Source organism: Micromonospora sp. NPDC047521 (assembly GCF_055587305.1).
Window position 1 is genome coordinate 31,266 of record NZ_JBVJGN010000002.1, and the last position, 24,569, is coordinate 55,834.

General features: G+C 73.2%; 24 protein-coding genes and 1 riboswitch. Of the genes, 16 read left to right on the forward strand and 8 right to left on the reverse strand.

All coding sequences use genetic code 11. The annotated features are described in order from the left end of the window. Positions 1–235: 235 nt before the first annotated feature. Positions 236–1,606 (forward strand): YibE/F family protein, encoded by a 1,371-nt coding sequence (locus ACZ6N8_RS04010; RefSeq protein ID WP_466007373.1) that lies wholly within the window; start codon positions 236–238, stop codon positions 1,604–1,606. Positions 1,607–1,772: 166 nt separating this feature from the next. Continuing rightward, positions 1,773–1,903, forward strand: a riboswitch (cyclic di-AMP (ydaO/yuaA leader). Positions 1,904–1,907: 4 nt separating this feature from the next. Beyond that, positions 1,908–2,927, forward strand: coding sequence for a coiled-coil domain-containing protein (locus tag ACZ6N8_RS04015; RefSeq protein ID WP_466007375.1), 1,020 nt, complete (start codon positions 1,908–1,910; stop codon positions 2,925–2,927). Between the two features lie 56 nt (positions 2,928–2,983). Here the strand turns inward: ACZ6N8_RS04015 and ACZ6N8_RS04020 are convergent, their stop codons facing one another. Beyond that, positions 2,984–3,703 (reverse strand): carbonic anhydrase, encoded by a 720-nt coding sequence (locus ACZ6N8_RS04020; protein WP_466007377.1) that lies wholly within the window; start codon positions 3,701–3,703, stop codon positions 2,984–2,986. A gap of 236 nt (positions 3,704–3,939) precedes the next feature. Between ACZ6N8_RS04020 and ACZ6N8_RS04025 the strand changes: the two genes are divergently transcribed. Together ACZ6N8_RS04025 and mycP are read left to right on the forward strand one after the other, a co-directional pair. Further along, a complete protein-coding gene (locus ACZ6N8_RS04025; RefSeq protein ID WP_364368813.1) occupies positions 3,940–4,275 on the forward strand; it encodes a helix-turn-helix transcriptional regulator in 336 nt (111 codons plus the stop codon). Positions 4,276–4,325: 50 nt separating this feature from the next. Then, on the forward strand, positions 4,326–5,567 hold the full coding sequence (gene mycP, locus ACZ6N8_RS04030; protein WP_466007379.1) for a type VII secretion-associated serine protease mycosin: 1,242 nt from the start codon (positions 4,326–4,328) through the stop codon (positions 5,565–5,567). 85 nt (positions 5,568–5,652) lie between these two features. Here mycP and ACZ6N8_RS04035 read toward each other — a convergent pair whose 3' ends face one another. The 3 genes from ACZ6N8_RS04035 to eccCa all read right to left on the reverse strand — a co-directional run bounded on the left by ACZ6N8_RS04035 (position 5,653) and on the right by eccCa (position 10,444). Then, on the reverse strand, positions 5,653–5,931 hold the full coding sequence (locus tag ACZ6N8_RS04035) for a WXG100 family type VII secretion target (RefSeq protein WP_139583997.1): 279 nt from the start codon (positions 5,929–5,931) through the stop codon (positions 5,653–5,655). A gap of 25 nt (positions 5,932–5,956) precedes the next feature. Further along, entirely contained in the window at positions 5,957–6,265 is a 309-nt protein-coding gene (locus ACZ6N8_RS04040; protein ID WP_139583998.1) for a WXG100 family type VII secretion target, read from the reverse strand. Positions 6,266–6,478: 213 nt separating this feature from the next. Then, entirely contained in the window at positions 6,479–10,444 is a 3,966-nt protein-coding gene (gene eccCa, locus ACZ6N8_RS04045; protein ID WP_466007381.1) for a type VII secretion protein EccCa, read from the reverse strand. 166 nt (positions 10,445–10,610) lie between these two features. Between eccCa and eccD the strand changes: the two genes are divergently transcribed. Continuing rightward, positions 10,611–12,008 carry a type VII secretion integral membrane protein EccD gene (gene eccD, locus ACZ6N8_RS04050; protein ID WP_466007383.1) on the forward strand — a complete coding sequence of 466 codons (1,398 nt, stop codon included), beginning with the start codon at positions 10,611–10,613 and terminating at the stop codon, positions 12,006–12,008. Positions 12,009–12,036: 28 nt separating this feature from the next. Here eccD and ACZ6N8_RS04055 read toward each other — a convergent pair whose 3' ends face one another. After that, a complete protein-coding gene (locus tag ACZ6N8_RS04055) occupies positions 12,037–13,224 on the reverse strand; it encodes a type VII secretion protein EccE (RefSeq protein ID WP_466007385.1) in 1,188 nt (395 codons plus the stop codon). A 161-nt stretch (positions 13,225–13,385) separates the two neighbouring features. Between ACZ6N8_RS04055 and eccB the strand changes: the two genes are divergently transcribed. The 8 genes from eccB (at position 13,386) to ACZ6N8_RS04095 (ending at position 19,842) form a co-directional block, all read left to right on the forward strand. Next, positions 13,386–14,900: a type VII secretion protein EccB gene (gene eccB / locus ACZ6N8_RS04060; protein WP_466007386.1), complete on the forward strand. Its 1,515-nt coding sequence runs from the start codon at positions 13,386–13,388 to the stop codon at positions 14,898–14,900. Between the two features lie 88 nt (positions 14,901–14,988). Further along, the gene (locus ACZ6N8_RS04065; protein WP_466007388.1) at positions 14,989–15,357 is read left to right on the forward strand and encodes a hypothetical protein; all 369 of its coding nucleotides are present in this window, start codon (positions 14,989–14,991) and stop codon (positions 15,355–15,357) included. Then, positions 15,350–16,597 (forward strand): WXG100 family type VII secretion target, encoded by a 1,248-nt coding sequence (locus ACZ6N8_RS04070; RefSeq protein ID WP_466007390.1) that lies wholly within the window; start codon positions 15,350–15,352, stop codon positions 16,595–16,597. The genes ACZ6N8_RS04065 and ACZ6N8_RS04070 overlap by 8 nt, the downstream gene beginning before the upstream one ends. A gap of 113 nt (positions 16,598–16,710) precedes the next feature. Then, complete coding sequence (locus tag ACZ6N8_RS04075; protein ID WP_466007392.1) at positions 16,711–17,070, forward strand: hypothetical protein; 360 nt, start codon at positions 16,711–16,713, stop codon at positions 17,068–17,070. Between the two features lie 259 nt (positions 17,071–17,329). Next, a complete protein-coding gene (locus ACZ6N8_RS04080) occupies positions 17,330–18,124 on the forward strand; it encodes a hypothetical protein (RefSeq protein ID WP_466007394.1) in 795 nt (264 codons plus the stop codon). A gap of 59 nt (positions 18,125–18,183) precedes the next feature. After that, positions 18,184–18,531, forward strand: coding sequence for a YkvA family protein (locus ACZ6N8_RS04085; protein WP_466007395.1), 348 nt, complete (start codon positions 18,184–18,186; stop codon positions 18,529–18,531). Between the two features lie 32 nt (positions 18,532–18,563). After that, positions 18,564–18,971: a pyridoxamine 5'-phosphate oxidase family protein gene (locus ACZ6N8_RS04090; RefSeq protein ID WP_466007397.1), complete on the forward strand. Its 408-nt coding sequence runs from the start codon at positions 18,564–18,566 to the stop codon at positions 18,969–18,971. Positions 18,972–19,188: 217 nt separating this feature from the next. Next, positions 19,189–19,842: a C39 family peptidase gene (locus tag ACZ6N8_RS04095; protein ID WP_466007399.1), complete on the forward strand. Its 654-nt coding sequence runs from the start codon at positions 19,189–19,191 to the stop codon at positions 19,840–19,842. Between the two features lie 10 nt (positions 19,843–19,852). Here ACZ6N8_RS04095 and ACZ6N8_RS04100 read toward each other — a convergent pair whose 3' ends face one another. Next, complete coding sequence (locus ACZ6N8_RS04100) at positions 19,853–21,226, reverse strand: FUSC family protein (RefSeq protein ID WP_466007401.1); 1,374 nt, start codon at positions 21,224–21,226, stop codon at positions 19,853–19,855. A 132-nt stretch (positions 21,227–21,358) separates the two neighbouring features. On the opposite strand from ACZ6N8_RS04100, the gene ACZ6N8_RS04105 reads away from it, so the two are divergent. Then, positions 21,359–21,964: a hemerythrin domain-containing protein gene (locus ACZ6N8_RS04105; RefSeq protein ID WP_466007403.1), complete on the forward strand. Its 606-nt coding sequence runs from the start codon at positions 21,359–21,361 to the stop codon at positions 21,962–21,964. A 70-nt stretch (positions 21,965–22,034) separates the two neighbouring features. Here ACZ6N8_RS04105 and ACZ6N8_RS04110 read toward each other — a convergent pair whose 3' ends face one another. After that, complete coding sequence (locus ACZ6N8_RS04110; RefSeq protein ID WP_393394344.1) at positions 22,035–22,205, reverse strand: antitoxin; 171 nt, start codon at positions 22,203–22,205, stop codon at positions 22,035–22,037. A gap of 210 nt (positions 22,206–22,415) precedes the next feature. On the opposite strand from ACZ6N8_RS04110, the gene ACZ6N8_RS04115 reads away from it, so the two are divergent. Continuing rightward, positions 22,416–23,573: an AI-2E family transporter gene (locus ACZ6N8_RS04115; protein ID WP_466007405.1), complete on the forward strand. Its 1,158-nt coding sequence runs from the start codon at positions 22,416–22,418 to the stop codon at positions 23,571–23,573. Here ACZ6N8_RS04115 and ACZ6N8_RS04120 read toward each other — a convergent pair. Beyond that, a complete protein-coding gene (locus tag ACZ6N8_RS04120; RefSeq protein ID WP_466007407.1) occupies positions 23,563–24,216 on the reverse strand; it encodes a dienelactone hydrolase family protein in 654 nt (217 codons plus the stop codon). The two genes, ACZ6N8_RS04115 and ACZ6N8_RS04120, sit on opposite strands and share 11 nt — an antisense overlap. Before the next feature lie 160 nt (positions 24,217–24,376). On the opposite strand from ACZ6N8_RS04120, the gene ACZ6N8_RS04125 reads away from it, so the two are divergent. Then, positions 24,377–24,556, forward strand: a complete 180-nt coding sequence (locus ACZ6N8_RS04125) for a hypothetical protein (protein ID WP_364368865.1) — start codon at positions 24,377–24,379, stop codon at positions 24,554–24,556. Positions 24,557–24,569 lie beyond the last annotated feature (13 nt).

Genomic DNA, 24,569 nt, shown 5'->3' on the forward strand with positions numbered 1-24,569 from the left:
CAGCCTGTGTGGTTAGCATTCCGACGATGGCCCTCCGGATCACGCTGCGCAGTCCGGCACCGGTGCCGCCGCGACACGGCGGCGCCCCCGGCCGGTCCAGCCAGTCGTTCACCGTACGTGATCAAGCGATCGGCATCCCGCGATCCGCCGCGCCCGTCACCGCATTTCCGCGGCGACGGTGAACCGACCGGCCCGCCGGCACGTACCCCGCACCGGATTCGTTGGGAGTCTCGCATTGGGTTCCGACCACAGCCGTTCCGTTCCGTCCGCCCCTCCCCGGGTACGGCGGATCCTCGTCGCGACCGTGGTACCCCTGTTCGTCGCCACGGTGCTCGCGGCTGTGGTGCTCTGGCCTCGGGGCGACTCCCCGCAGACCGGCGGGGGCGCGGACGTCCCGCGCTACCACGGCACAGTGACCCGCGTGGTTACCGAACCGTGCCCGCCCACGCCGCAGACCCCGGAGGGCACGCCGAACGCCGGCGACGGGCGGTGCGGCACGGTGGACCTCCGGGTGCAGGACGGGCCGAGCGCCGGGCAGCAGGTCCAGACACCGGTACCGGACGGCCCCGGAGCACCCCGGGTCGACGTCGGCGACGAGGTGATCCTGGTCGAGCTGACCGACCCCGCCGACCCCGGCGCCAGCAACTGGAACATCGCCGAACACCAGCGCGGCACACCGCTGGTGTGGCTGGCGGTGATCTTCGCCGCCGCGATCGTCGCGTTCGGCAGGTGGCGTGGCCTGGCCGCGCTCGCCGGGCTGGCCGCCAGCTTCGCCATCCTGCTCACCTTCGTGCTGCCGGGCATCGCCGCCGGCCGGTCACCGCTTGTCGTCGCGGTGGTCGGTGCCGCCCTGATCATGTTCGTGGTGCTCTACCTGACGCACGGGGTGACCGCGCAGACCTCGGTAGCTGTCCTCGGCACCCTGGGCAGCCTGGTCCTCACCGGCGTGCTCGCCACCATCGCCACCGCCGCCACCCACCTCACCGGTTTCGGCAGCGAGGACGCCACCACGCTGTCGATGTTCCAGGCCGACGTGGACCTGCACGGCCTCCTGCTCGCCGGGATCATCATCGGCTCGCTCGGGGTGCTCGACGACGTGACGGTCACCCAGGCGGCCACCGTCACCGAACTGGCGAACGCCAACCCGGGGCTGACCCGGTTGCAGCTCTACCGGGCGGCCACCCGGGTCGGCCGGGCGCACATCGCCTCCACGGTCAACACGATCGTGCTGGCGTACGCGGGCGCCTCGCTGCCCCTGCTGCTCCTGCTCACCGCCGACACGCGCCCCCTCGGGCAGATCCTCACCAGCGAGTTCCTGGCGCAGGAGATCGTCCGCAGCGCCGTGGCCACCCTCGGCCTCATCGCCGCCGTGCCGCTGACCACCGGGCTGGCCGCGGTGGTGACCGCCGCCGGACGGTCGAGCGCCGAGCCGGCCGACGACGTCCCCGTCCCCCGGCCCGAGCCGGACCGGGCGGAGGCCCTGGCCGCACTGAGCTCCCCGCGAACGGTCCCGGTGGACGGACCGGACCGGACGCGGACGACACCCCCGCCCACCGCCACCGACGGGTGGCCAGAGCCGAACAGGAGCACGGATACGGCATGGTGACACTCCTCAGCGTGACCAGATCGGGCATCCGGCCTGAGAACCGCATCACTGGTCACTCAACGCCATGGCGAAATGACGCTTTTAGTCGGCATCGGGACGTAGCTCAGGGGGGCGACTCTCGGGTAACCTCGCTGCCGGTCACCGCCGAAGGCGCGAATCGGCGCCTGCGGTGCCACCGCCCAATCGCCAGCCGGCGAGCCGGGAACCCAGGTACGTGGGGTGAATCCGCGTCAGCGGTAGGGGCCACTTCCGCCCCGAACCCGTCAGCTAACCCGGTCGGCGGTCGACGGAAGGGAACATCGTGACGGCACCCCTACGCCGCTGGTTGACGCCCGTGGTGGCCGTGATCGCCGCACTGACCGTGCTCGCCGGCCCCCTCCCGGCGAACGCCGCCCCGACGACGCCGACGCCGTCCGGGCACGAGGAGGACGGCGAGCCGACACTGCTCAACGACGTCATCGAGAAGACCAACCGGGACTACGTGGCGGCCAAGTCCCAGCTGGACAAGTCCAAGAAGCGGCAGGCGGAGCTGGCGGCCGAGGTGGACCGCGCGAAGGCCGAGCTGGACGCCCTGGCCCCGCAGGTCAGTCAGATCGCCGCCCAGTCCTACCGGACCGGTCGGATCGGCGCCATCGCGATGCTGCTGGAGAGCGACGCCCCCGACTCGTTCGTCAGGCGGGCCGCCGCGCTCGACGAGATGAACATGGTCAACGAGAAGAAGCTCTCCGAGGTCAACGCGGTGAAGGCCCGCGCCGAACAGGCGAAGCTGCTTCTCGACGCGGAGGTACGGGAGCAGCAGAAGCAGACCGCCCTGATGGCGAAGGAGAAGCGCGACGCGGACAAGGCGCTCGCCCTCGTCGGTGGGAAGGGCTTCACCGGAGGCCTGGTGGACGCCACGTCGCCGGTCGCCCGGATCGGTCCGGGACGCACCGCCGACGGCGACTGGAAGCCGCAGTCGTGCAGCGAGGACGACCCGACCACGTCCGGCTGCGTCACGCCGCGCACGCTGCACGCGTACAAGGAGGTCAAGCGGGCCGGCTTCAACAGGTTCGTGGGCTGCTACCGCTCCGGCGGGCCGTGGGAGCACCCGAAGGGCCGCGCCTGCGACTGGTCGTTGCAGAAGAGCGGCTTCAGCCCGTGGCACAACGACGACACCCGGACGTACGGCAACAACGTCGCCGCGTTCCTCATCCGCAACGCCGACCGCCTCGGCATCTACTACGTGATCTGGAACCGGCAGATCTGGTTCCCGGCGACCGGCTGGAAGTCGTACAGCGGGCCGTCGAACCACACCGACCACGTCCACATGTCGCTGCTCTGACCCACCCGCTCAGCTGATCGAGGGCCGTCCCGCACCGCGGGGCGGCCCTCGTCGCGTCAGGCGGCGGCGGGCGTCGACGGCCCGTCGGGTACGTCGAGCGAGGCGACGCCTGCCGGAACGGCCGCGACCGGGCGCACCACACCGGCGGCGAGCCGGTACGACACGCCCACCACCGCGCACCGCCCCCGCGTCACCGCGTCGGCCAGCACGGACGACTGTTCCAGCAACGCCTCGACGGTCTGTGCGATGTGGATGTCGACGATGCCGTCGATGTCGTCGACACCGTCGGCGGCGGCGCGACGGAGGCTGGGCAGCACGGCGTCCACGACTGCGCCGAGGTGCCCTTCGGGCGCCACGCCGGTGGAGGCGACCTCACGGGCTGCCTGGACCGCGCCGCACGAGTCGTGGCCCAGCACCACCACGAGCGGGGTGCCGAGCACCGTCACCGCGTACTCCACGCTGCCCAGCACCTCCGGGCCGGTCGTGTGCCCGGCCGTGCGGACCACGAACAGGTCACCCAGCCCCCGGTCGAAGATGATCTCGGCGGCGAGTCGGGAGTCGGAGCAGCCGACGATCACCGCGAACGGGTGCTGCCCGTCGGCGACCGCGGCCCGGTGCCCGGCGTCCTGGTTGGGGTGGCGCGGGGAGCCGCTGACGAAGCGCCGGTTGCCGGCGGCCAGCTCGGCGTACGCCAGGGCCGGCTCGGTGATCGTCGACGACTGGTCGGCGCTCCGCTGCGGACCCGGCTGCCCGCCGGATGCTCCGGGAAGGCTCATTCCCGCACCTCGTTTCCACGCATCTGACCTGGTCAGCCGGCTGTTCGACCGGCCGGTGGCGGGCGCTGGCCCGCTCCACGGTCACACGCACCACAAGATGCGTCAAGGTATGCGTGATATAGATTTCATACGTTGACGGCCAGAGTCGCTTCCGCGACGCCGCCCCGGAGGCAGGGCCGGCGAGCCTCGATGGCAGGGTGACGAGTGGGACGGACAACCGGAGAGGCGGTCCCACGATGACGGGCACGGCAACGGGTGCGACCGGCGGCGGGCGGAACTGGACGTTCCTCACCAACCACGGGCACGTTCTGCTGGCCATCGCCCGGGACCCCACGGCCCGGCTGCGCGACGTCGCCGCGGAGGTCGGCGTGACCGAACGGGCCGCCCAGGCGATCGTCGCCGACCTGGAGGCGGGCGGCTACCTGCACCGCACCCGGGTCGGCCGGCGCAACGAGTACACCCTCAACCCGTCCGGCCGGTTCCGGCACCCCTCCGAGGCGTACCGGCAGGTCGGCGACCTGCTCGCGCTCTTCGCCGAGGCGCCTCCCGCCGACGCCCCGGGCCCGTCCTGACCGCCGCCGCCGGGCCGCTGCCCGGCGCACCACAGCGGTAATCTCTGCGGGTGCGCGAAAGCCTGCCGATGAGCGCGACCGAGCCGCCCCACCGTCCGTGGCGTGCCGTCCGTGGCGTCCTCAGTGGAGCGCTGGCGGCCCTGCTCGGCGCCACGGTGGTGGTGCCCACCCCGGCGGCCGCGGCGCCGCCCACGTGCGGCCCGGCCGGCGAACCGGGCCTGACCGAGATGCCGTGGGGGCTGCGCCGGCTGGAGCCGTCCTCGGCCTGGCCCCTGTCCCGGGGCGACGGAGTGACAGTGGCCGTCATCGACTCCGGGGTCTCCGCCATCCACCCGGTGCTCAAGGGCCAGGTGCTCGAAGGCCGCGACTTCAACGACCTCCCCTCCTACAAGGGGCAGTGCGACCTGGTCGGCCACGGCACGATGATCGCCGGCATCATCGCCGGCCGGGAGGGCACCGGCGTACCGTTCAGCGGCATCGCCCCCGCCGCCCGCATCCTGCCCGTCCGGGTGCTTCCGGACCTCAAGGGCACCAACGACGAGGCGCTGCCCGGTCAGGTCGCCGCCGCCATCGACTGGGCCGTCGACCAGGGCGCGGACGTCATAAACATGTCCCTGACGACACTGCCGCGCCCCGAGTTGGAACGGGCCGTCGAGCGGGCGCTGGCCAAGCGGGTGGTGCTCGTCGCCGCCGCCGGCAACCGGCAGGAGAACCAGCAGGACCGGCCCGGCTACCCGGCCGCCTACCCCGGCGTCATCGCCGTCGGCGGTGTGGACGAGCAGGGCGGGCACGTGGGCACGTCGGTAAGCGGCTCCTACGTGGACATCGCCGCGCCCGGGCTGAACATCGTCGGCCCGGCGCCCGGCGGGTCCGGCTACCGCGCCGAGCCCAACGGCGGCACCAGCTACGCCGCCGCGTACGTCTCAGGGACGGCGGCGCTGGTCCGGGCCGCGTACCCGGACCTCACCCCGCAGGAGGTCGCCGACCGGCTGGAACGGACGGCCGACAACCCGCCGGACGGGCACAACGCCGACGTCGGCTACGGAGTGGTCAGCCCGTACCGCGCGGTGTCGAGCGTGCTCGGCACCCGCACCGACCCGCCCGCCGGGGCGCTGCCGGCGCCCACCCCCGAGGACGACCCGCTGAGCGGGCAGCGCACCGCCGCACTGTGGGCCGCCGCCATCGGCGCCCTGCTCGTCGTGCTGCTGCTGATCGCCCGACCGGTGCTGGCCCGGGGCCGTCGCCGCGGCTGGCGGCCCGGCCGGCGGACGGATTCACCAGTCACCGGCTGAGTCGGGGGGTGGTGTGCGGGGCCGCCCCACGCACTGCGGCTCCGACCCGGGTCGAACCCGGACCGGAGCCGCGGCGGAGACTGCGTCAGCTCCACACCTTGGAGTTGCTCATCTCGGTGGAGACGTAGTTCTCGCGGGCGATGCCCACCGCGCCGCCGATCTCGTTGAGGATCCGGTTGATGTCCCGGACCGCCGTGTCCCACTTGGCCTGGTGCTGCTCGTAGGCCACCCGGTCCTCGCCGTCCCAGTGCAGCTTGGACAGCATCGACCGCAGCGTGTCGAGCTTCTCGTCGATGGTCTTCGAGATCGCCTGCATCTGCTGGTTGCTGCTCTCGAGGACCGCGTAGTCAACCTTGATCGTCACGATTTCCTCCTCTGCTGGCTACGGATCACGGGTTGAGAGCAGAGTGGAACTTGTCCAGCATCTGCTGCTGCTCTTCGTCGTTGACCTGGTGCGTCGTACCCGACTTGTCGAGCAGGTCGGCGATGCTGTCCATCGCCGTCAGCAGCTTGACGGTGTCCTCGTTCCAGCGCGTCATCAGCGACTGGAAGCCCGTGGACGCCTGACCCTTCCACGCCATGGCCAGGTCGTCGACCACGTTCCACAGCTTCTTGAGCTCGCCGTCGACCTCGCTGCGCGTGGACCGCACGTCACTCGCGGCGGTATGCAGAGTCGCAGCTTCGACCTCGAACGCCATGCTTCACACCCTTCCGTCTGTTGTGGTGGCGGCTTCGCCGCACCCCTCCCCCGCGGCAAGGCAGCATCACCCCACCGACGGACACTCCAGTGAAGACCGTAGCCGAACCGGTCCAGCCCTCGCAGCCCTGATCCGGGGCGTTCGATGGATAGCGGTGAATCGGGAATGCGACCGAAGCCCGCGCTCCGGACGACCCCGCTCGCCACTGCCCGATCAGGACGGCTCGGACCAGGCGGTCTGGATCAACTGCTGACCGTCGCGCCGGCGTACGAGAGTGCCCCGACCCGGCGGCTGCGGGCTCGGCCGCAACGCGCCGAAGACCGCCCCCTCCTCACGGTTTCCGGACATCAGCAGGCCCGGCGAGTCCAACTCCCGGAGCCGTTGCAGCACCGGCTCGTAGAGCGCCCGGGACACACCGCCGACCCGCCGCGTCACCACCAGGTGCAGGCCGATGTCCCGAGCCTGCGGCAACAACTCCAGCAGGGCGCTGAGCGGATTGCTGCCACCGGAGGCGACCAGGTCGTAGTCGTCCACCAGGATGTACAGGTCCGGCCCCTTCCACCAACTGCGGTCCCGCAGCTGGGCGGTGGTCACGTCCGGGCCGGGCAGCCGGTTCGACAACGCGCTGCGGATCGAGCCGAGCCCTTGGGCGAACGCCTGGTTGGACGGCGCGTAGTCGAGCAGGTGGTCACCCTCCACCGCGCCCAGCAGACCGCGCCGGTAGTCGGCGATCACCAGCCGGGCCTGCGCCGGCGTGTACCGCTCGGTGATGCCCCGGGCGATCAACCGCAGCAGGTTGGTCTTGCCGCACTCCGCGTCGCCGAACACCGTCAGGTGCGGCTCGTTCGCCAGATCCAGGTAGACCGGCGCCAGCGCCGACTCGTTGACGCCGATCGGCAGGCCCGGCACCGACCGGTCGATGATCCGCGCCAGCTCGCCCACCGGCAGCTTGCGCGGCAGCAGCCGCACCTTCGGCGCCGGACGGCCCGGCCAGTTCGCCGCCACGTGCCCGGCCAGGGCGATCGACGCCTCGGCCAGGTCGTCGATGTCCCGCCGGCCGTCGATCCGCGAAATGGCCGTGAGGAAGTGCAGCTTGTCCCGGGTCAGGCCACGCCCGGGCGCCTTCTCCGGCACGTTCGTCGCCGAACGGCGGTCGATCTCCGACTCGGAGGCGTCGCCCAGGCGCAACTCCAGCTTGGTGCCGAGCAGATCCCGCATGTTGATCCGGATCTCCGCCCACCGCACCGCCGTGAGCACCACGTGCACGCCGAAACCGAGACCCCGGTTGGCGAGCGTGGTGATGGTCTGCTCCAGCTCCTCGTACTCCTGGCGCAGCGTGTTCCAGCCATCCACCACCAGGAACACGTCACCGAACGGGTCGTCGGCGAACTCGCCGGCAGCCCGGCGACGGCGGTAGCTCGCCACCGAGTCGATGCCGTGCTGGGCGAAGCGCGCCTCCCGGTCGTCCAGCACGGCGACCACCTCGGCGACCGTACGGCGTACCGCCTCCACGTCCCGCCGGCCGGCCACCCCCGCCATGTGCGGCAGCCGCTCCATGCTGCGCAACGCGCCGCCGCCGAAGTCCAGGCAGAAGAACTGCACCTCACGCGGCGTGTGGGTGAGCGCCAGCGAGGCCAGCAGCGTACGCAGCATTGTGCTCTTGCCGCTCATCGAGCGGCCCACGATGACCACGTTGCCGCCCGCGCCGGCCAGCTCGACCATCATCGGGTCGCGGCGCTGCTCGTACGGGCGGTCGACCACGCCGACCGGCACGGTGAGCCGGCCCCGACCCGGCCAGGACGCGGTGCACAGACCGTACGTCGGGTCCACGGCCAGCTGACCGAGCAGCTCACCAAGGCCCGGCGGGTCGGCCAGCGGAGGCAGCCACACCTGGTGCGCCGGACGGCCACGGCCCTTGAGCTGGTCGATGAGCACGTCGAGCATCGCCACGGCCTTGCCGTCGGCCGGCTGCTCCGGCTCCGGCGTGGTGTCCACAGGCACTTGCGGGACCTGCGCCGGAATGAAGTCGAGCCCGTAGGGCACGATCCGGCGCTGCACCAGCGCCTGCGACGCGGACGCCTGCTGCCCCGGCGCCCGGTACGCCCCCGACACGTACGCGGCCCGGAACCGCAGCATCGTGCTGGTGTCCGTCTTCAGGTAGCCGTGCCCCGGCGCGTTAGGCAGCTCGTACGCGTCCGGCACACCCAGGACGATCCGGCTCTCCACGGCCGAGAAGGTCCGCAGACCGATCCGGTACGACAGGTGGGTGTCCAGGCCGCGCAGCTTGCCCTCTTCGAGGCGCTGGCTCGCCAGCAGCAGGTGCACGCCCAGCGAGCGGCCCAGCCGGCCGATCATGACGAACAGGTCGATGAAGTCGGGCTTCGCGGCGAGCAGTTCGCTGAACTCGTCGCAGATGATCAGGAGGCTGGGCATCGGCGCCAACGGCTCGCCGGCCGAGCGGGCCTTCTCGTACTCGAACCGGGAGACGTAGTTGCCGGCCGCCCGCAGCAACTCCTGTCGACGCACCATCTCGCCCGCGAGCGCGTCGCGCATGCGGTCGACGAGCGGCAGTTCGTCGGCCAGGTTGGTGATCACCGCGCTGGTGTGCGGCAGCGCCTCCAACGAGGCGAACGTCGCACCGCCCTTGAAGTCCACCAGGACGAAGTTCAGTTCCTCCGACGAGTGGGTGACCGCCAGCGCGGCCACCACCGTACGCAGCAGCTCGCTCTTTCCGGAGCCGGTGGCGCCGATCACCAGCCCGTGCGGGCCCATGCCCTCGTGCGCGGACTCCTTGAAGTCCAACTCGACCACGTTGCCGTCCGGGCCGACGCCGAGCGGGATGCGCAGCCGGTCCCGGTGGCCGCGTGGCCGCCACGTCTGGCGGACGTCGACAGTCGCGGCGTCACCCACGCCGAGCAGGTCCGGAAGCTCCATGCTGCGGGCCAGCGGTTCCTCGTTGCTGGCCTGCTGCTGCGAGAGCCGGTAGGGGGCGATCTGCCGGGCCAGTCCCTCGGCCGCCTCGGCGGTGAGCCGGTCCGGTCGGCCCAGCGGCGAGGAGGTGGTGCCCCGGACCAGCTCCAGCGTGCTGCCGTCGCCGACGTCGAGGCAGAGCAGCCAGCGACCGGCGTCGCGCGGGACCGTCCCGGACAGGTCGATCATGGTGGCGCCCAGCAGACCCGGGCCCAGCAGTTGGCCGGTCGGCGAGACCTCGCCGCCGTCGATCACCACGACCACGTGCGGCGCGGTGGTCAGCGGCTTGGCCTCAGGTGCGAACCGGGGCCGCCCGGCCAGCTCGGAGGCGAGGGACTCCTCCGCCTCGGCGAGGCTGGCGAACACCAGCCGGCGCGCGCCCGCCGCGTCCGTACGTCCACCGTGGTGGGCGTGCGGCAGCCACTTCACCCAGTCCCACACCGACTGCCGGTCCGGTGCGGCGACCACCGCGATCACCAGGTCGTCAGGGGCGTGGAAGGTGGCCAGCTGACCCAGCGCCGCCCGGGTCAGGTCGAGCACCGGCTCCCGGTCGCCGCGCAGCACGACCCGGCTGAACGCGCGTACCGACAGCGCGGTCGGCAGCTCGGGCACCGTCGAGTGGGCGCGGACGAACCGGCGCAGCGCGATGGCGCTCATCGGCTCCAGGTCCTCCACCGGCTTGGTCTCCGGCGGAACGATCTCCACGGCCAGCCGCTGCGGGCCGAGCGCGATACGGGTCTCGCCGAAGTCGTCCTCGGTGATCCGCCGCTCCCACAGCCGGCGGGAGGCGGCGATCGACCAGAGCGCGTCCGGCTCCGGGTGCCGCCACGCCATCGCCGCCCGCTGCTGCTCCGCCGCGCGGCGGGTGCGCTTGCGCATCTGCGCCAGGTAGCGCATGTAGTCCCGGCGGTCGGCGTTCAGCTCGGCCTTGTCCTTGCCGCCGCTGTTGGCGAGCGAACCGATCGCCATGCCGAGCATGGAGACACCGAACAGGCCACCGGCGACGTACGTCATCATGCCGCCGCCCTTGCCGGCGTACAGGAACGCCATCGCGCCGACCCCGCAGAACATCGGCAGGATCATGAGCAGCTGCCCCATCCCGCGCGGTGTCGGCTCCGGCAGCTCGGGAGGGGACTCCAGCAGCACCTCACCACGCGGCAAGGCCGGTCCCGGCTGACGCGGGAGCCGGCGGAACACCACCGTGCTCACGGCTGTCTCCTCCCCAGAAGCGGCAGTGACGACGCGCCGCCGCGGACCGGAGTCTGCGGGTGGGCATCGTACGTGCACGCCATCGTAGGTAATCTCCGGTGGGCGCGGTGGACCCGCACCGCGGCACCGCGGCCCGCTGATCGTAGACGGACACCTGGAGGCCACTGTGGCGACGAAGACGGCGACCGGTGGTCTGAGCCGGATCACCATCGTGGCTCCCCGTACCCGGATGGATCTGGCTCTGCCGTCGGACGTTCCGCTTGCCGACCTGCTGCCCACCCTGCTGCGGTACGCCGGCGAGGATCTCGCCGACGAGGGAGTGCGGCACGGCGGCTGGGCTCTGTCCAGGTTGGGCGGTGCTCCGCTGGACGGTGGCCGTACGGCGGTGCAGCTCGGCGTCCGCGACGGCGAGGTCCTCTACTTCAATCCCCGCTCGGCCGCGGCCCCGGAGATCGTCTTCGACGACGTGGTGGACGCGGTGGCCACGGCCACCAACCAGCGACCCGGCGCCTGGCAGACCGGCGCGAGCCGGAGCTTCGCGGTGCTGTTCTCGGCGGCGGCCCTGGGTGCCGGCGCGCTGGCGGCGCTCTTCGCCGGCCCACCGCACCTGCCCGGCGCGGTGGCCGCCCTCCTGGTGGCGGTGGCGCTGCTGGTCGGCGCGGCGGTGCTGTCCCGGGCCGCAGGTGACAGCCGGACGGGTTCGGTGCTGGCCATGGTGGGCCTGGTGCATGCCGGCACCGGTGGTCTGCTGCTGCTCGCCGGTGACCGGCCGCTGACCGACCTGGCGAGCCCGCACGTCCTGCTCGCGGCCACCGCCGCGGTGGTGGCCGGGGCGGTGGCCGTGCTGGCGGTGGGTGACAGGTACCCGCTCTTCTTCGCCTCGATCGGTGTGGGTGCGGCGACAGGCGTTGGCGCCCTGCTCTGCCTGGCCTTCGGCATCGACGCGCCGGCCGCGGCGGCGGTGGTGGCGGCCGTCGCGTTCGGTGTGGTGCCGGCGCTGCCGATGGCGGCGTACCGGCTGGCCCGGCTGCCGGTGCCGTCGATCCCGACCGGCCCGGAGGACCTGAAGACCGACAGCGAGTCGGTCGACGGCCGGCAGGTGCTCCAGCAGAGCGAACGCGCCGACGAGTTCCTGACCGGTCTGCTGTGGACCGTCTCGTTGCTGGTCCTCGGCGCGGAGCTGGTGCTCGCCCTGGACGGGCGGCTCCCGGCGGTGCTGCTCTGCCTGGTGCTGGGGCTCCTCTCGCTGCTGCGGGCCCGGCCGCTGCTGGGCCGGGCGCAGCGCGTCCCGGTGCTGCTCGCCGGCACGGCGGGGCTGGGTCTGGCCGCGGCTGCCACCTTCGTCGACGGGTCCCTGCCGGTCCGCCTCGGCCTGGTCCTCGGTGGGCTGCTGCTGGCCGCCGTGATCAGCCTCGTCTACGGGCTGAGCGTCGCCGGCAAGCGCATCTCACCGGTCTGGGGCCGGCTGCTCGACATCGTCGAGATCCTGCTGATCATCTCGCTGGTGCCGCTCGCCGTCTGGGTCTGCGGGCTGTACGGCTGGATCGTCAACCTGCGGCCCTGACGCGGCCGACCGCGCGACGCCGGGACGGTCAGCGCGGCTCCGGTCGGGGGGACGCGCCGAGCATCCACCCGACCGGAGCGCTGGCGTAGACGCCCGGGCCGTGCTGGCCGTCCACCGGTCGGGCCGACGCTCCGGCGCGGTCGGTCACCTCCCGCACCGCCCTGACCAGCGCCTCCACGTGGTTGTCCATGGCGGCGACCCGCAGCAGGGGTGCCGCCACCCGGCCGTCCGCCGACACCGACACCGCCACCGTGTGCGACGGCGCCGAGGTCGCGGTGATCGCGTCCACCAGCGGGCCGAGCGGTGCGTCCGGCCGACCCCGCAGGGCCATGCAGCGGTGTGTCCAGCCGCCCCCGCGCAGCCCCTGCCAGGTCTCCGTCGGTGGCTCCGGCACGAGGTCAAGCCCGGCGGCCGAGACCACCGCCGAGCGCAGCTCGTCGCGGCCCAGCGGACGGTGGGACAGCCCGGCCGCGGTCAGCGCCTTGCCGAGCCGGCCGATCCCGGCGGCCAACGTCCGGTGCACACCGGGCAGCCCGCCACCCCGGCTCACCGCCTCCACCCGGGCGTCGCGCACGGTGAGCCGCAGTGCCACCCAGACGGTCCGGTGCGCCGCCGGAGGCGCGCCGGGCGCCGGGTACCAGACCAGGGTGTGGGCGACGACCTGGGTACGGGACACCGGCGCGGCGACCTCCCCGAGCACCCGCAGCGCGCGGTCCACCGTGGACGCGTCCACCGAACCGACCGCCCCGCCGCTGCCCGACTGCAGCGCGATCGCAGCGAACCAGCCGTGGTCGTCCTGCCCGATGCCGAGGCGGGTGCCCCGGTCGGTCAACTCGATGACGCTCAGCTCGGGGGCCAGCGCGGCCAGCCGTGGATCGGCCGCGGAGCCGGTCTTCAGCGCCGCCGCGGCCCGTTCGCGGCGTCGCCGCAGTCGCCGACGCAGCAGCAGGTCCTCGAACCACCAGCGCCCGCCACGACGGGCGAAGACGGCAAGGACGACGAGCGCCGCCACGGTGCCCACCGCCGCGAGCAGCCAGACCGGCCCGGCCGTCGAGGCCCAGACGGCGATGGCGCACAACTCCAGCAGGACGAGCTGCCCGACGAGCACCGGGCCGACCCGGCCCCGGCCGGGCCGGTCGGCCGACGGCGTCGCCCGTGGCGGGACGTCGGACGGGCTCGTGGCCGCTCGGACGGGTCGCGCCTGAACCTGCGTCATCGCTGACTGTCCCTCCTGCACGGTACGGCTCTGCGCCGGGTCGGTCCGGTGCCGGCCGCAGGCGGTGGCCCCGAAGACCAGCCGTCGGCCCCTTATCGTAGGGAAGCCCGCGACGGCACCCCGAGGACATCGTCGCGGATCCACCCCGCCGGAGGTAAGTCATGCGGACCCGCCGCGATCAGGTGCAGGCGTACCGCTTCGTCACCCGCCGGATCGTCTCCGCACTGCTGTCGGGCGATCCGGAGACCACCAACCTGCCGATGCGACGGCTCGGCATGGCGGTCTTCGGCAGCGTGATCGCCGCCGCGGTGGTGCTCGGCGGTGTGGGCGCGTACGGCCAGTTGACCGGCAACACCGCGCCGCTTGAGGACAAGACGCTCGTCATCGAACGGGAGACCGGCGCGACATACGTGTTCGTGGGCGGGCAGCTGTACCCGGCCCTCAACTACACCTCCGCGCGGCTGATCCTGAACGTGGCGGACCCGACGGTGCGGACGATGTCCCAGGCGTCGCTGCGGGACCGCCCGCGTGGTCGTACGCTCGGCATCGTCGGCGCCCCGGACGCCCTGCCGGACCGCAAGTCGCTGACCGGGTTGCCCTGGTCGGTCTGCGACGTACCGGATCCGACCGACCCGCAGCGGTCCACCACCCGGGTCGTCATCGACCGGGCGCTGCCCGGTGGCGCGCCGCTCGGCGACCGGGCCGTTTTGGTCACTGTGGACGGTCAGCGGTACCTGCTGACCGGCGACGCCCGACTCCAGGTGCTCGGCGGCGACCAGACGATCGCGGCGCTGCGGATGCCGAACGCCACGCAGCTACGGGTCGGGCAACAGCTGCTCAACGCCGTACCGGCCGGGCCCCCGCTGCGCAAGCCGGCGCTGCCCGGCGAGGGCGACCGGAGCGGGCTGAGCGTCGGTGACCGGCCGTCCACCATCGGCCAGGTCTTCCAGGCCGCCGGCCGCTACTACGTGCTGACCCGCGAGGGGCTCGTCTCGATCACCGAGATCACCGCCCTGTTGATGATCAGCGGTGGCGGTCAGATCACCGACATCACGCCGGACCAGGCCGGCCGGCTGCTGACCGACCAGCGGGTGGAGGAGGACGGCCTGCCGGAGACGCTGCCGGAGCTGCACCCCTCCCGTACCGGGCAGACCACGCTGTGCGCGACGTACCGGGCGGGCACCGGCGGCGGCCCGCCGGTCACCACCCTGGAGGTCTTCGACCGGGCGCCTGCGGAGCTGACCGCTACCGATCCCGGTCCGGTGCCGGTGCGCCAGACCGCCCGGGACGCGGTACGCACCGCCGAGGCGGTCCTGCTGCCCGGCGGCAAGGGCGTCCTCGCGCAGGCCGCGCCCGGCGCCGGGACCAGCGGTTCCGGTGCGGCCGGGTCGACCGTCTACCTGATCAGCCCGCAGGGCGTCCGGTACCCGCTCGCGTCGACCGAGACGCTCGCCGTGCTCGGCTACGCGGGGGTCACCCCGCTCGCCGTGCCCGGCGCGCTGCTCGCTCTGATCCCCACCGGGCCCACTCTGGACCCGGAGGACGCGGCTGCCTTCTTCGCCCCCGAGGGTGGGGCGCCCACCACTGCCGCCCCGAGCCCGGCCGCCAGCGGCACGTCCTCGAACGGTGGAGCCGGCGGGGGCCTGCCGGCCGCATCGACCGACGCCGACGGTTGAGCCGCTCGCACGGGTCGCCCGGGATCGCGGCGGTGGACTAACCTGGGAGTCGCTGACGGTTGTCAACCAGAACGACGGGGATGTTGCCATGACCGGGCGCACGGAAGTCGACTTGCTGTCCCTTGAGGACTTCCACAAGAACCTGGCGGCCCGGCTGAGCCAGGCCGAGTCGGTGCTGCGCAAGCTCAACACCGAGATGCAGTGCCGGCCGCCGGCGTTGGGCTCGTTCACCGACGCCACCGACCAGGCGCGCCGCTACAGCGCGGTCCACCAGTCCTACGTCGAGCAGGCCGAGCGCCTCCGACAGGCGGTGCTGGCGACGCAGCAGGCCACCGCCACGATCCTGGCCAACTACCGCACTGCCGAGGCACGGAACGCGGCGAACGCCACAGACATCACCGCCGCGTTGACGGGCGTCCAGCAGGCGTTGGAGCCGAAGGGGGACGGGCGTGTCTGAGTACACCAAGCGCTACGAGGGCCGCAGCCACCAGGAGCTGTACGACGCCGTCATGGCGGGCAAGCCGGAGCAGATCGAGGGTGTGGCCGCCCAGTGGGCCTCGCTCAAGGGCATCCTGGACGGCCTTGGCCGGGAGCTGAGCGGCGACCTGGAGAAGCTCGGCAACACCTGGACGGGCGCGGCGGGTCAGGAGTTTCAGCGCCGGGTCGGTCTGATCACCGTGCACTCCGACGCGCTCGGCGAGGGGATGGCAGGCGTCACGCAGGCGCTCACGATGATGGCCGGGCAGTTGCGCACCGCGCACAAGCAGGCCGAGAGCCCGGAGGAGACCGACGACAACGACCAGTTGGTCAACGGCGCCCTGCGCGGCAGCGCCTTCGGCCTGCCCGGTGCCGTGATCGGCGGCATGCTCGGCCACCAGCAGGACAAGCAGGAGCAGGAAAAGGCCCACCAGCGGATGGTGACAGTGGTGGCCGAGCTGGCGGCCGGCTACGACATCTCCGTGTACGACCGGGTGGTCGAGCCGGAGCCGCCTCCGCCGGGCACCCCGAAGACCGCCGACGACGGCAGGACGACGCCGCGCAGCGGACCGCCCACCGCGCCGACAAGTGCCGCGCCGACGATCAGCGGCCACACGGCCCACACCGGCGACACGAGGATCGGCACCCCGCACCAGGCCGGTTCGCCGCCTGTCGTCGGGGAAGGCGTCGTGCCCGTTCAGGGGGGCACCGGCGACACGCCGGGGGTGATCACCGTCGCGGACGACACCGCAGGCGGCGGCACCGTTCTCGCCGGCGCGGACCCGCTGGTCGGCGGCGCTCTGCTGGCCGGCGGCGCCGCCGGTCTGGCCGGCCTGTCCGGTCCCGCCGCGGTGCCCGCCGGCACCACCGGCCCGGGTCTGCTCTTCGGCGCCCAGGGTGGCGCCCCGGCCGGTGGGGTGCTCCGCACCTCCGCACTGGCCAGCTCGGGCAGCACGCCCACCCCGTCGGCCCGACCGGCCTCGACGCCGGCCCCGACCGACAACCGCGCCGCCAGTGGGATCGGGCGCAGCATCGACGGCCGGCGCGCGGACGGCACCGGCCGCGCGGCGGGCGGGGCGAACCGTCCCGGGCTGCTCGGCGGGCGCGAGCGCCCCGGCGAGGACGAGTCCGACGAGCGACTCACTTGGCTCACCGAGGACGAGATGGTGTGGCGGGAGGGTGGGGCCGCCGCGCCCCCGGTGCTCGGCACCAACGACTGACCTTGGGGCGTCCCCGCCCCGGTGACCCTCCACAGTGCCCAGGTGGTGGCTGTCACTGCGGAAAGCGTCCTGGTCGAGCTGCGCCGGGCCGGGGCGGACGATAGGTTGGTGGGGTGTCCTCCGCAGCCTCCGTCCGCCCCGCCCGGTGGGCAGTGCTGCGGTCTCTGCGGGAGCTGACCCGGCTGGCGGTCACCGCGTTGGTGCTCGCGGTCGGCCTCGGCGGCGCCCTCGCCGCCACGTCACCCCCCGCCCCGACGCAGCTCCGGCCCAGCGCCGTGAGCAGCCGGGTGGACACCCTCCGACCGGCAGCCGGCACCGCCGAGCAGGCGAGCCGACCGGTCGCCTCCCCGCCGTCGGGCGCGGTCGACAACCCCACGCCGGCGGTGGCGCCGGTCACCGTGCGCCCCGAGCACGCGCCGGCCGTCGATCCCGGCCGTGGCGTCCCCTCCCGACGCGGTCCGCCGACCCGCTGATCTCGGCCGACCATCGGCCCGCGGCCGCTCCTGCGGCCCGGCCCGGGTCACCCGTCGGGGCCTGACAGCCCCCGCACCCGCCGGACGGCACCGATCGGTGACCGGCCCGCCGGGGCACCGGAGAGCGGTGACCCAGCCCGACCCGCGGCCCCGGTCCGTCCGGCCACCCGCCCGACCGTCCGGCTCGATCCGGCCACGGCCGTGGAGATCCCGTCCACCGCCCCGCCGCTACCCGCCATTCGACCGCGAGGTGCTGATCATGCAGACCGTCCTCTCCGCCGTCCTGCCCGACGTACCCCGGGCCGCCGCCATCTGGCTGAGCCTGCTCGGGATCGTCGCGGTCACCGTCGCCACCCTGCTGCTGCGGCCCGGCCGTCTCCACCTCGACGCGGCGGCCCGGATCCGCCGCGCGGCCATGCCCAGCCACCTCGAACAGGCTCACCAGGAGCGCGAGCAGAGCCGCTACGCGCAGGAGGTCGCGGTCGCCGCCGAACGGGCCACCACCACCGCCCAGCGCCGTCGGACCGAGTGGGTGGCCGCGCAGGACGAGGTCGAGGCCGCCTGGGAGGCGTACGAGTCGGCCGAGTCGGCTGTCAGGCGCCTCGACGCGGCGGCGGCCATGCCGCTGCCCCACACGGCCCGCACCCCGGCCGAGTACGCGGACCGCGAGCGCTACCTGCACCGGGCGGCGCTTGACGCGTACTGGCGGCGGGAGTTGTCGGTGGAGCAGCTCAGTGACGTGTTCGCGCACCGTGCCGGATGGGATCCGCGGCGGCACCCGGTCGAGCAGGAACTGGTGTTGCAGCGGGCGATCCGGGACAACCTGGCGGCCCGGCACGCCGCCGCCCGCGAGCGGGAACAGGCCGCCTGGCGGGCGGCGGAACTCGCGGTCGCGGCGGCTCGCAGCCTGCGCGAGGAGGCCCACGCGGCGAGCGGTCGACGGGTCGAGGAGTCCGCCTCGGTGCTGCCGCTGAGCGAGGTCGGCCGGCCGGTCGAGCAGACCCGCGAGAACCAGGTGGTCGCCAGGGGCCGCGCGGCGGTGCCGGCGTACTGATCGACGCCGCCGGTGGGCGGCTCCGACGCCGTGGCCCGCTGGTGGGTTAGCGTGACGGCATGTCCCGTGAGGCGTGGGTGCTCGTGGTGATCGCCGGTCTCCTGGCGATCGCCACACTTGTCGGCGCGGTGCTGCTGGCGGTACGGGTGGTGCGGACCAGGCGTCTGCTGGCCGGGCTCGGCGCGGGCGGCAAGGTCGCCTTCTACGGGGCACTGATCTACACGATCTTCCCGATCGACCTTCTCCCCGACCCGATCTACCTGGACGACATGGGTGTCCTGGCCGGTGCGCTGATCTATCTGACCCGCCTCGTGCACCAGCGCCGTGCGGCGGGCCGCCAACTGCCGGGGCAGCCGGACTCTCCGTCGGACCCGGACCCGGACCGGGCGCGCCGCCGCGTGCCATGATCGGTGTCGGTTCGGTGGACGGGGGACGGGGCATGGCGGGCGATCATCGGCTGGACGTACACGATCCTCGTGTCACAGCCTTCTGCGCCGAGCGGCACCTCGCGACGCTTACCACCCTGCGCGCCGACGGCACTCCGCACGTGGTGCCTGTCGGCGTCACCCTCGACCCGGAGGCCGGACTGGCCCGGGTGATCACCTCCGGCACCTCCCGCAAGGCCCGACAGGTGGCCGCCGCCGGCACGGCCGGCACCCCGGTGGCCGTCTGCCACGTCGACGGGCGCCGCTGGCTGACCATCGAGGGTCGGGCGGTGCTCCGCTCGGACCGGGCCGCCGTGGCGGAGGCGGAGCGCCGCTACGCCGAGCGGTACCGGACGCCTCGTCCCAACCCGGAGCGGGTGGTCATCGAGATCACCGTGACGGGGCTGCTGGGCAGTCTCTGACCGTCCGTACGGTCTCCAGCCGTCTGACCGGTTCCGCCGGCCGGCCGTGACCGGGCGCACCCCGACCAAGGAATCCCTGCCACCGAGCAGCCGTTGCATCCGGTACGCCCACGGCCGGAAACCGCCGCGGGCGATCGCCACATGGTGAGCCGAGCGCCATTCCCGGTGCTGCTGCCTCCACCGACGGAGGCACCAACCCCCGAACGGAGACTCGACGATGAATCCGATCCTCCAGAAGAGCGGTGTGTCAGTTGCCGGCCTGCTGGTCGCCGGCGGGTGCGCGCTCGGTCCCGCGATGGCCGCACAGGCCGCACCGGTGCAGGTCAACCCGACCTCGACGGTCGAGCGGGGCGGCCAGCACGACAGTTCCGAGCGGATCCTCGGCATCGACTACCAGGCCCAGCCGAACTTCTACTACTGCGGTCCGGCCGCGACCCGGATCGCGTTGTCCGCCCAGGGCAAGGCGGTCTCCCAGGACGACGTGGCCAGGCTGCTGGGTACCACGGAGGCGGGTACCGCCTCTGCGCTGGACACCACCCGGGTCCTCAACGAGCTGACCGGCGGCGGGTACCGGACCACCGAGATCCGCGACGCGGTGGCCCGCCCCGACCAGGTCGAGCAGCTGCGCCGGGACGTGCTGGCCGCGGTGGACGCCGGTCGACCGGTGGTGGCCAACATCAAGGGCACGACAGTGGACACCGACGGCAACCCGCACTCGTACGAGGGGGGTCACTACCTGACCCTCGTCGGCTACCGCGACGGCGGGGACACCATCCGGGTCGCCGACCCGGCCGACCCGGCGCTGGGCGAGTACTGGATGACGCTGCCGAAGGTCGCCAACTGGATCGCCGAGCGCGGCTACTCCTCCTGAGCCTGACGGTTCACCGGGCCGGTCTCCCCACTGCGGGGAGGCCGGCCCGCTCGTCGTCGCCGTACCGCCGGGCGCTGAGGTTCGCCCGCCGTCGCGCGCGGGTGGCACGGGTGGGTCGAGGCCGGTGCAGGTGCCGCCGGACCGGCGGACGGATCGCTGCCTCACCCACCCCGGCCGCCCTGCGGACGATCCGGTTGGCGTCGTCCGGTTCGGAGCCGGCGGCCCGCAGCAGGTCACTGGACGCGGTGCGCAGCCCGGTGACGAGCGCGTCGCCGAAGGACCTCACCCCGGTGGCGGCGGCACGCCCGGCCAGCTCGGCGCATTCCTCGACCAACCGGCGGGTGCACTGCGGGTTGTCGCCGACCCGGCATTCGTTGCGCATCTCCGCCACCGCCCGACCCAGCCGGGCTATCGCGTCCGGGAGCTCCGGCGGGATCGGCTCGTCGTACTCGAGGGCTGTCGTCGCCCAGCGCGACAGGACGCGGCTGTCCAGCAGGAGCCGCTCCAGAAGCGAGACGCTGCGGGCGTACTGATGGAACTGCCGGCGGCGGTGCCAGCGGGCCGGAGCGATGGTCACCACCTCCTCGGCCCCGCTCAGCGAATCGTTAAGCCGTCCCACGTCGTCCTCGGTGCCGCGGAGCCGGTCCAGGACGCGCCGCGTCCGGTCGCTGTCGCGCTGGCGCAGCGCCTCGGCCAGCTCGGCAAGCTGTTCACAGAGGACCATGAAGATCGGTTCGGCGGCGCGGTCCAGCACCCTCATCGGGTTCACCGGCAGGAGCAGCGCGACCACCAGCAGACCGACCGCGCCGCCGACGAGCGCGTCGAAGATCCTGGGCAGCTCCAGCCCTCGCTCCATCGGAGCCAGCGTGGCGATCAGCACCGCCGTACCACCTGCCTGACCGACGAGCGCGCCGCCCCGTCCGGCCACCAGCAACGCGCTGGCGATGGCGAGGGCGACCACCACGCCGGTCTGCCACGGCCCGGAGCCGATCAGGAAGCGCAGCGTGTCGCCGATGGTGATACCCAGGCCCACACCGAACAGCAGCTCGAAGGTGCGTCGGGCCCGCTGGCCGATGGCTGTGGCGATCGTGCCGACGGCCGCGGCGGGCGCGAAGACGTGCGCTCCGGGGCCGAGCAGGTTCTGGGCGATGAGGGCCGCGATCGTGGCGGCCAAGCCGGCCTGGACCGAGATGACCAGGATGATCTCCCACTGCCGGGCCCTGATTCGTCCGGCCCGCCCGCCGCGGTGGCGTACCCGTTCGACCGCCCGGCCGCTCCGCTCGGCGGCCTCGTCGAGCCGCGACCGATCGCTGTCGGCTGGCTGGCGGTCGTCGGTCATGGCGGCGGTTACCCGGGCGTCGGCCGCGCAATCGTGCCCGTACACCCCGCCGGCACCTCCGGCGACACCACCATCACCCTTAACCGCCGATCCATCGGTGATCGTAGGTTTGCCCAGCCGGTGCGGGGTACCAGGGGCCTCACACCCACCGATCCGCAACCGGTAAGGGGACACGAGATGAGCAACCCACAGAGCACCGATGACCAGGATGTCGTCGACATCCTCGTCGCCGATCATCGTGAGGTCGAGAGCCTCTTAGTCGAGCTGGAGTCACGGCAGGGCACCCCCGAGTACCGCCGCCAGATCGCCGACGTGGTGATCGCCGAACTCGTCCGCCACGCCGTGGCCGAGGAGGCGTACGTCTACCCGACGGCCCGCAAGGTGCTGCCCGACGGGGACCAGATCGCCGATCACGAGATCGTCGAGCACTCCGACGCGGAACGGACCATGAAGGACCTGGAGTCGGTCGACCCGTCCGACAGCCGCTTCGACGAGTTGCTGGCCCATTTGACCGGCACCATCAGGCACCACGTGCGGGACGAGGAGAACGACCTCTTTCCCCGGCTCCGCGCCGCGGCGGCCCGCGAGGAGCTTGTCGAACTGGCGGCGAAGGTGACGGCGTTCAAGAAGGTCGCGCCGACCCGACCACACCCGGGCGCGCCGGACCACCCGCCGGCGAACAAGCTGCTCGCCCCCGGCACGGGCATGATCGACCGGATGCGCGATGCGCTGAGCGGCCGGCCCACCTCGATGAGCGAGCTACGCGAGAACCAGCAGGGCTGACCGACGTACGGTCCGGACAGGACACTCCCGGGCCGCCGAACACTCGGCGGCCCGGGAGACGTCCGGCACGTCAACGGACCTGATCGCCCTCGCCGGTACGCGCCTGCGCCTGGTCCACGCCCTTGTCGATCTGGTCGTCGTACTTGCCGCCGGTGCGCTTGTCGGCCATGTCGCCGGCCTTCTCCATACCCTGGTCGACCTGCTTGTCGTGCTTGTCCGCGAAGTCCTTGGCCTTGTCCATGAAGTCGCCCACGCTGTTCCTCCTCCGGTCGGTCGCTCCCTGTTGGCGTTCCCTGAGCCGGGGAGCGCAAACGCCGGGACCTGCGAACACCCCCCGGATCGCCCGGGCCGGCGTACGATCCGCGCGGGCGGCCAGCCCAGCGTCGGGACGATTCGGGTGTCGGCGCACGGCCGGGCGGGTACCGACCTCGCGAGATCGAGGAGGGCCGACATGGCGGCAGACGAGGCCGGGGCGGACACCGCGCCGACACAGGGCACCGCACCGAGGACGGGCACCGGCGCGGCGCCCACGAACGGCGACACGGGACCGCGCCAGGCGTGGACGGCGCTGCCGTGGCTGGTCCGGACCGCGGTGCTGTGGAGCGCCTGCCTGGTGGTGGTCGTCGCCGGGCTCTACCTGGTGGGCCGGATCGCCGTACTGCTGGCGCCGCTGGCCATCGCGTTGGCGGCCACCGTCTTCCTCACCGCGCTGCTCGACCCGGTGCTGCTCCTGCTGCGCCGGCTGCGGCTGCCGGCGGCGCTCGCCGCGCTGCTCACCGTCCTGCTGCTCCTTGGCATCCTGGTGGGCGTCGGTGCGCTCGTGTGGAACCTCACCGCCAGCCAGTTCGACCAGCTCAGCCAGGAGCTGACCCAGGGCGTCGACCGCAGCCGGGACTTCGTCACGTCCACCCTGCCGGTCAGCGACGCCCAACTGGACCGCCTGATCGACCAGGCTCGGGAGGGTCTGAGCGGCAGCTCCCCGGACCCGGTGTCGGGGGCCCGGACGGCCACCGAGGTGCTGGGTTCCGCGCTGCTCGCCCTGGTGCTGCTCTTCTTCCTGCTCAAGGACGGCCGGTCGATGTGGCACTGGGTTCTGTCCCGGGTGTCCGGTCCGAACCGGTCGGTGGCGGCCGAGGCCGGTCGGGCGGGCTGGCAGACGCTCGGCGCGTACAGCCGGGGAACGATGCTGATCGCCGCCATCGACGCGATAGGCATCGGCCTGGCCCTGGTGCTGCTGCGGGTGCCGCTCGCCCTGCCACTGGCGTTGATCACCTTCCTCGGCGGTTTCGTACCCATCATCGGGGCGACAGTTGCGGGTGCGGTGGCGGTTCTGGTGGCGTTGGCGGCGAACGGGCCGACCACCGCGCTGCTCACCCTCGCCGCCGTGATCGCCGTGCAGCAGATCGAGGGCAACCTGTTGGAGCCGCTGGTGATGAAGCGGCAGGTCCGGCTGCATCCGGCGGTGATCCTGGTGGCGGTGACCGCCGGCACGTTGATCGCGGGTATCGCCGGTGCCTTCGTCAGCGTCCCGATCACCGCGGTGCTCTGGCGTGTCATCGACACCGTCCAACGGCGCAGGTCCGCCGCGAACGGTCTGCTCACCGGCTGAGGTGGGTGGTGAACCAGGCGCCGGCCTGCTCGGCGACCTGGTCGAGGGTCCCGGGTTCCTCGAAGAGGTGGGTGGCGCCCGGGACCACCCGCAGCTCGCCGACATTCCCCAGCTCGGCCAACGCCTGCTCGTTGAGCGCGATCACCTCCTCGTCCAGGCCGCCGACAAGCAGCAGCGTGGGCGTACGCACCTGGGGCAGCGCGGCACCGGCCAGGTCGGGCCGGCCACCGCGACTCACGACGGCGCCCACCCGGTCGGCGCGCGTCGACGCCGCGACCAGGGCGGCGGCGGCGCCCGTGCTGGCGCCGAAGAGGCCGATCGGTACGTCACCGGCGGGCCGCTCCACCGCCAACCAGTCGACGATCCCGGCGAGGCGGCTCGCCAACAGCCCGATGTCGAACCGCAGTTCGGCCGTGCCCGCGTCCACCTCGTCCTCCGTCGGGGTGAGCAGGTCCGCCAGCACGGTGCCGAGCCCACTGTCGTTGAGCGTCCGGGCCACCGCCACGTTGCGCGGGCTGTGCCGGGAGCTGCCGCTGCCGTGGGCGAACAGCACCACGCCGACCGGCCGCGCGGGCACCGTCAGGTCGGCGGGGAGCGCGACGTCCCCCACCGGAACCATCACCGTGCTGCGCCGCTCGTCCATACCCCACCTCCGCGTGCTCGCCTGCGGCCCGGGTACCCCGCCCGGCGCGGCGCACGCACGGCGGCGGTGGCCGCGTTTGCCGGGTGGGGCGTCGGGTACGCGACGAGCGACCGCAGACCGTGTCGGCGCAACCGCGCCCCGACGGATCGCGAGGATCGCCATGGCCCAGCAGCAGCCGGCCCGACAGCAGCAGATGGACGAGCGGAAGCGTCGGGAACAGGACGCCGAACGCAACCAGGACTTCGGGGACCAGGCCGCTTCGGCCCGCCTTCCCGACGACCCCAAGGCGATGGCGCCGCGGGACGCGATCGGGCGCCCGTCCACGGGCGAGCCCATCTGACCCAGGCGCACGA

Bases quoted from the DNA above. Each gene is read 5' to 3' on its own strand.
- ACZ6N8_RS04020 (WP_466007377.1), bottom strand. From the start codon at position 3,703: ATGAGCCTTCCCGGAGCATCCGGCGGGCAGCCGGGTCCGCAGCGGAGC.
- ACZ6N8_RS04025 (WP_364368813.1), top strand. From the start codon at position 3,940: ATGACGGGCACGGCAACGGGTGCGACCGGCGGCGGGCGGAACTGGACG.
- ACZ6N8_RS04040 (WP_139583998.1), bottom strand. From the start codon at position 6,265: ATGGCGTTCGAGGTCGAAGCTGCGACTCTGCATACCGCCGCGAGTGAC.
- ACZ6N8_RS04055 (WP_466007385.1), bottom strand. From the start codon at position 13,224: ATGACGCAGGTTCAGGCGCGACCCGTCCGAGCGGCCACGAGCCCGTCC.
- eccB (WP_466007386.1), top strand. From the start codon at position 13,386: ATGCGGACCCGCCGCGATCAGGTGCAGGCGTACCGCTTCGTCACCCGC.
- ACZ6N8_RS04065 (WP_466007388.1), top strand. From the start codon at position 14,989: ATGACCGGGCGCACGGAAGTCGACTTGCTGTCCCTTGAGGACTTCCAC.
- ACZ6N8_RS04080 (WP_466007394.1), top strand. From the start codon at position 17,330: ATGCAGACCGTCCTCTCCGCCGTCCTGCCCGACGTACCCCGGGCCGCC.
- ACZ6N8_RS04085 (WP_466007395.1), top strand. From the start codon at position 18,184: ATGTCCCGTGAGGCGTGGGTGCTCGTGGTGATCGCCGGTCTCCTGGCG.
- ACZ6N8_RS04090 (WP_466007397.1), top strand. From the start codon at position 18,564: ATGGCGGGCGATCATCGGCTGGACGTACACGATCCTCGTGTCACAGCC.
- ACZ6N8_RS04095 (WP_466007399.1), top strand. From the start codon at position 19,189: ATGAATCCGATCCTCCAGAAGAGCGGTGTGTCAGTTGCCGGCCTGCTG.
- ACZ6N8_RS04105 (WP_466007403.1), top strand. From the start codon at position 21,359: ATGAGCAACCCACAGAGCACCGATGACCAGGATGTCGTCGACATCCTC.
- ACZ6N8_RS04110 (WP_393394344.1), bottom strand. From the start codon at position 22,205: ATGGACAAGGCCAAGGACTTCGCGGACAAGCACGACAAGCAGGTCGAC.
- ACZ6N8_RS04115 (WP_466007405.1), top strand. From the start codon at position 22,416: ATGGCGGCAGACGAGGCCGGGGCGGACACCGCGCCGACACAGGGCACC.
- ACZ6N8_RS04120 (WP_466007407.1), bottom strand. From the start codon at position 24,216: ATGGACGAGCGGCGCAGCACGGTGATGGTTCCGGTGGGGGACGTCGCG.
- ACZ6N8_RS04125 (WP_364368865.1), top strand. From the start codon at position 24,377: ATGGCCCAGCAGCAGCCGGCCCGACAGCAGCAGATGGACGAGCGGAAG.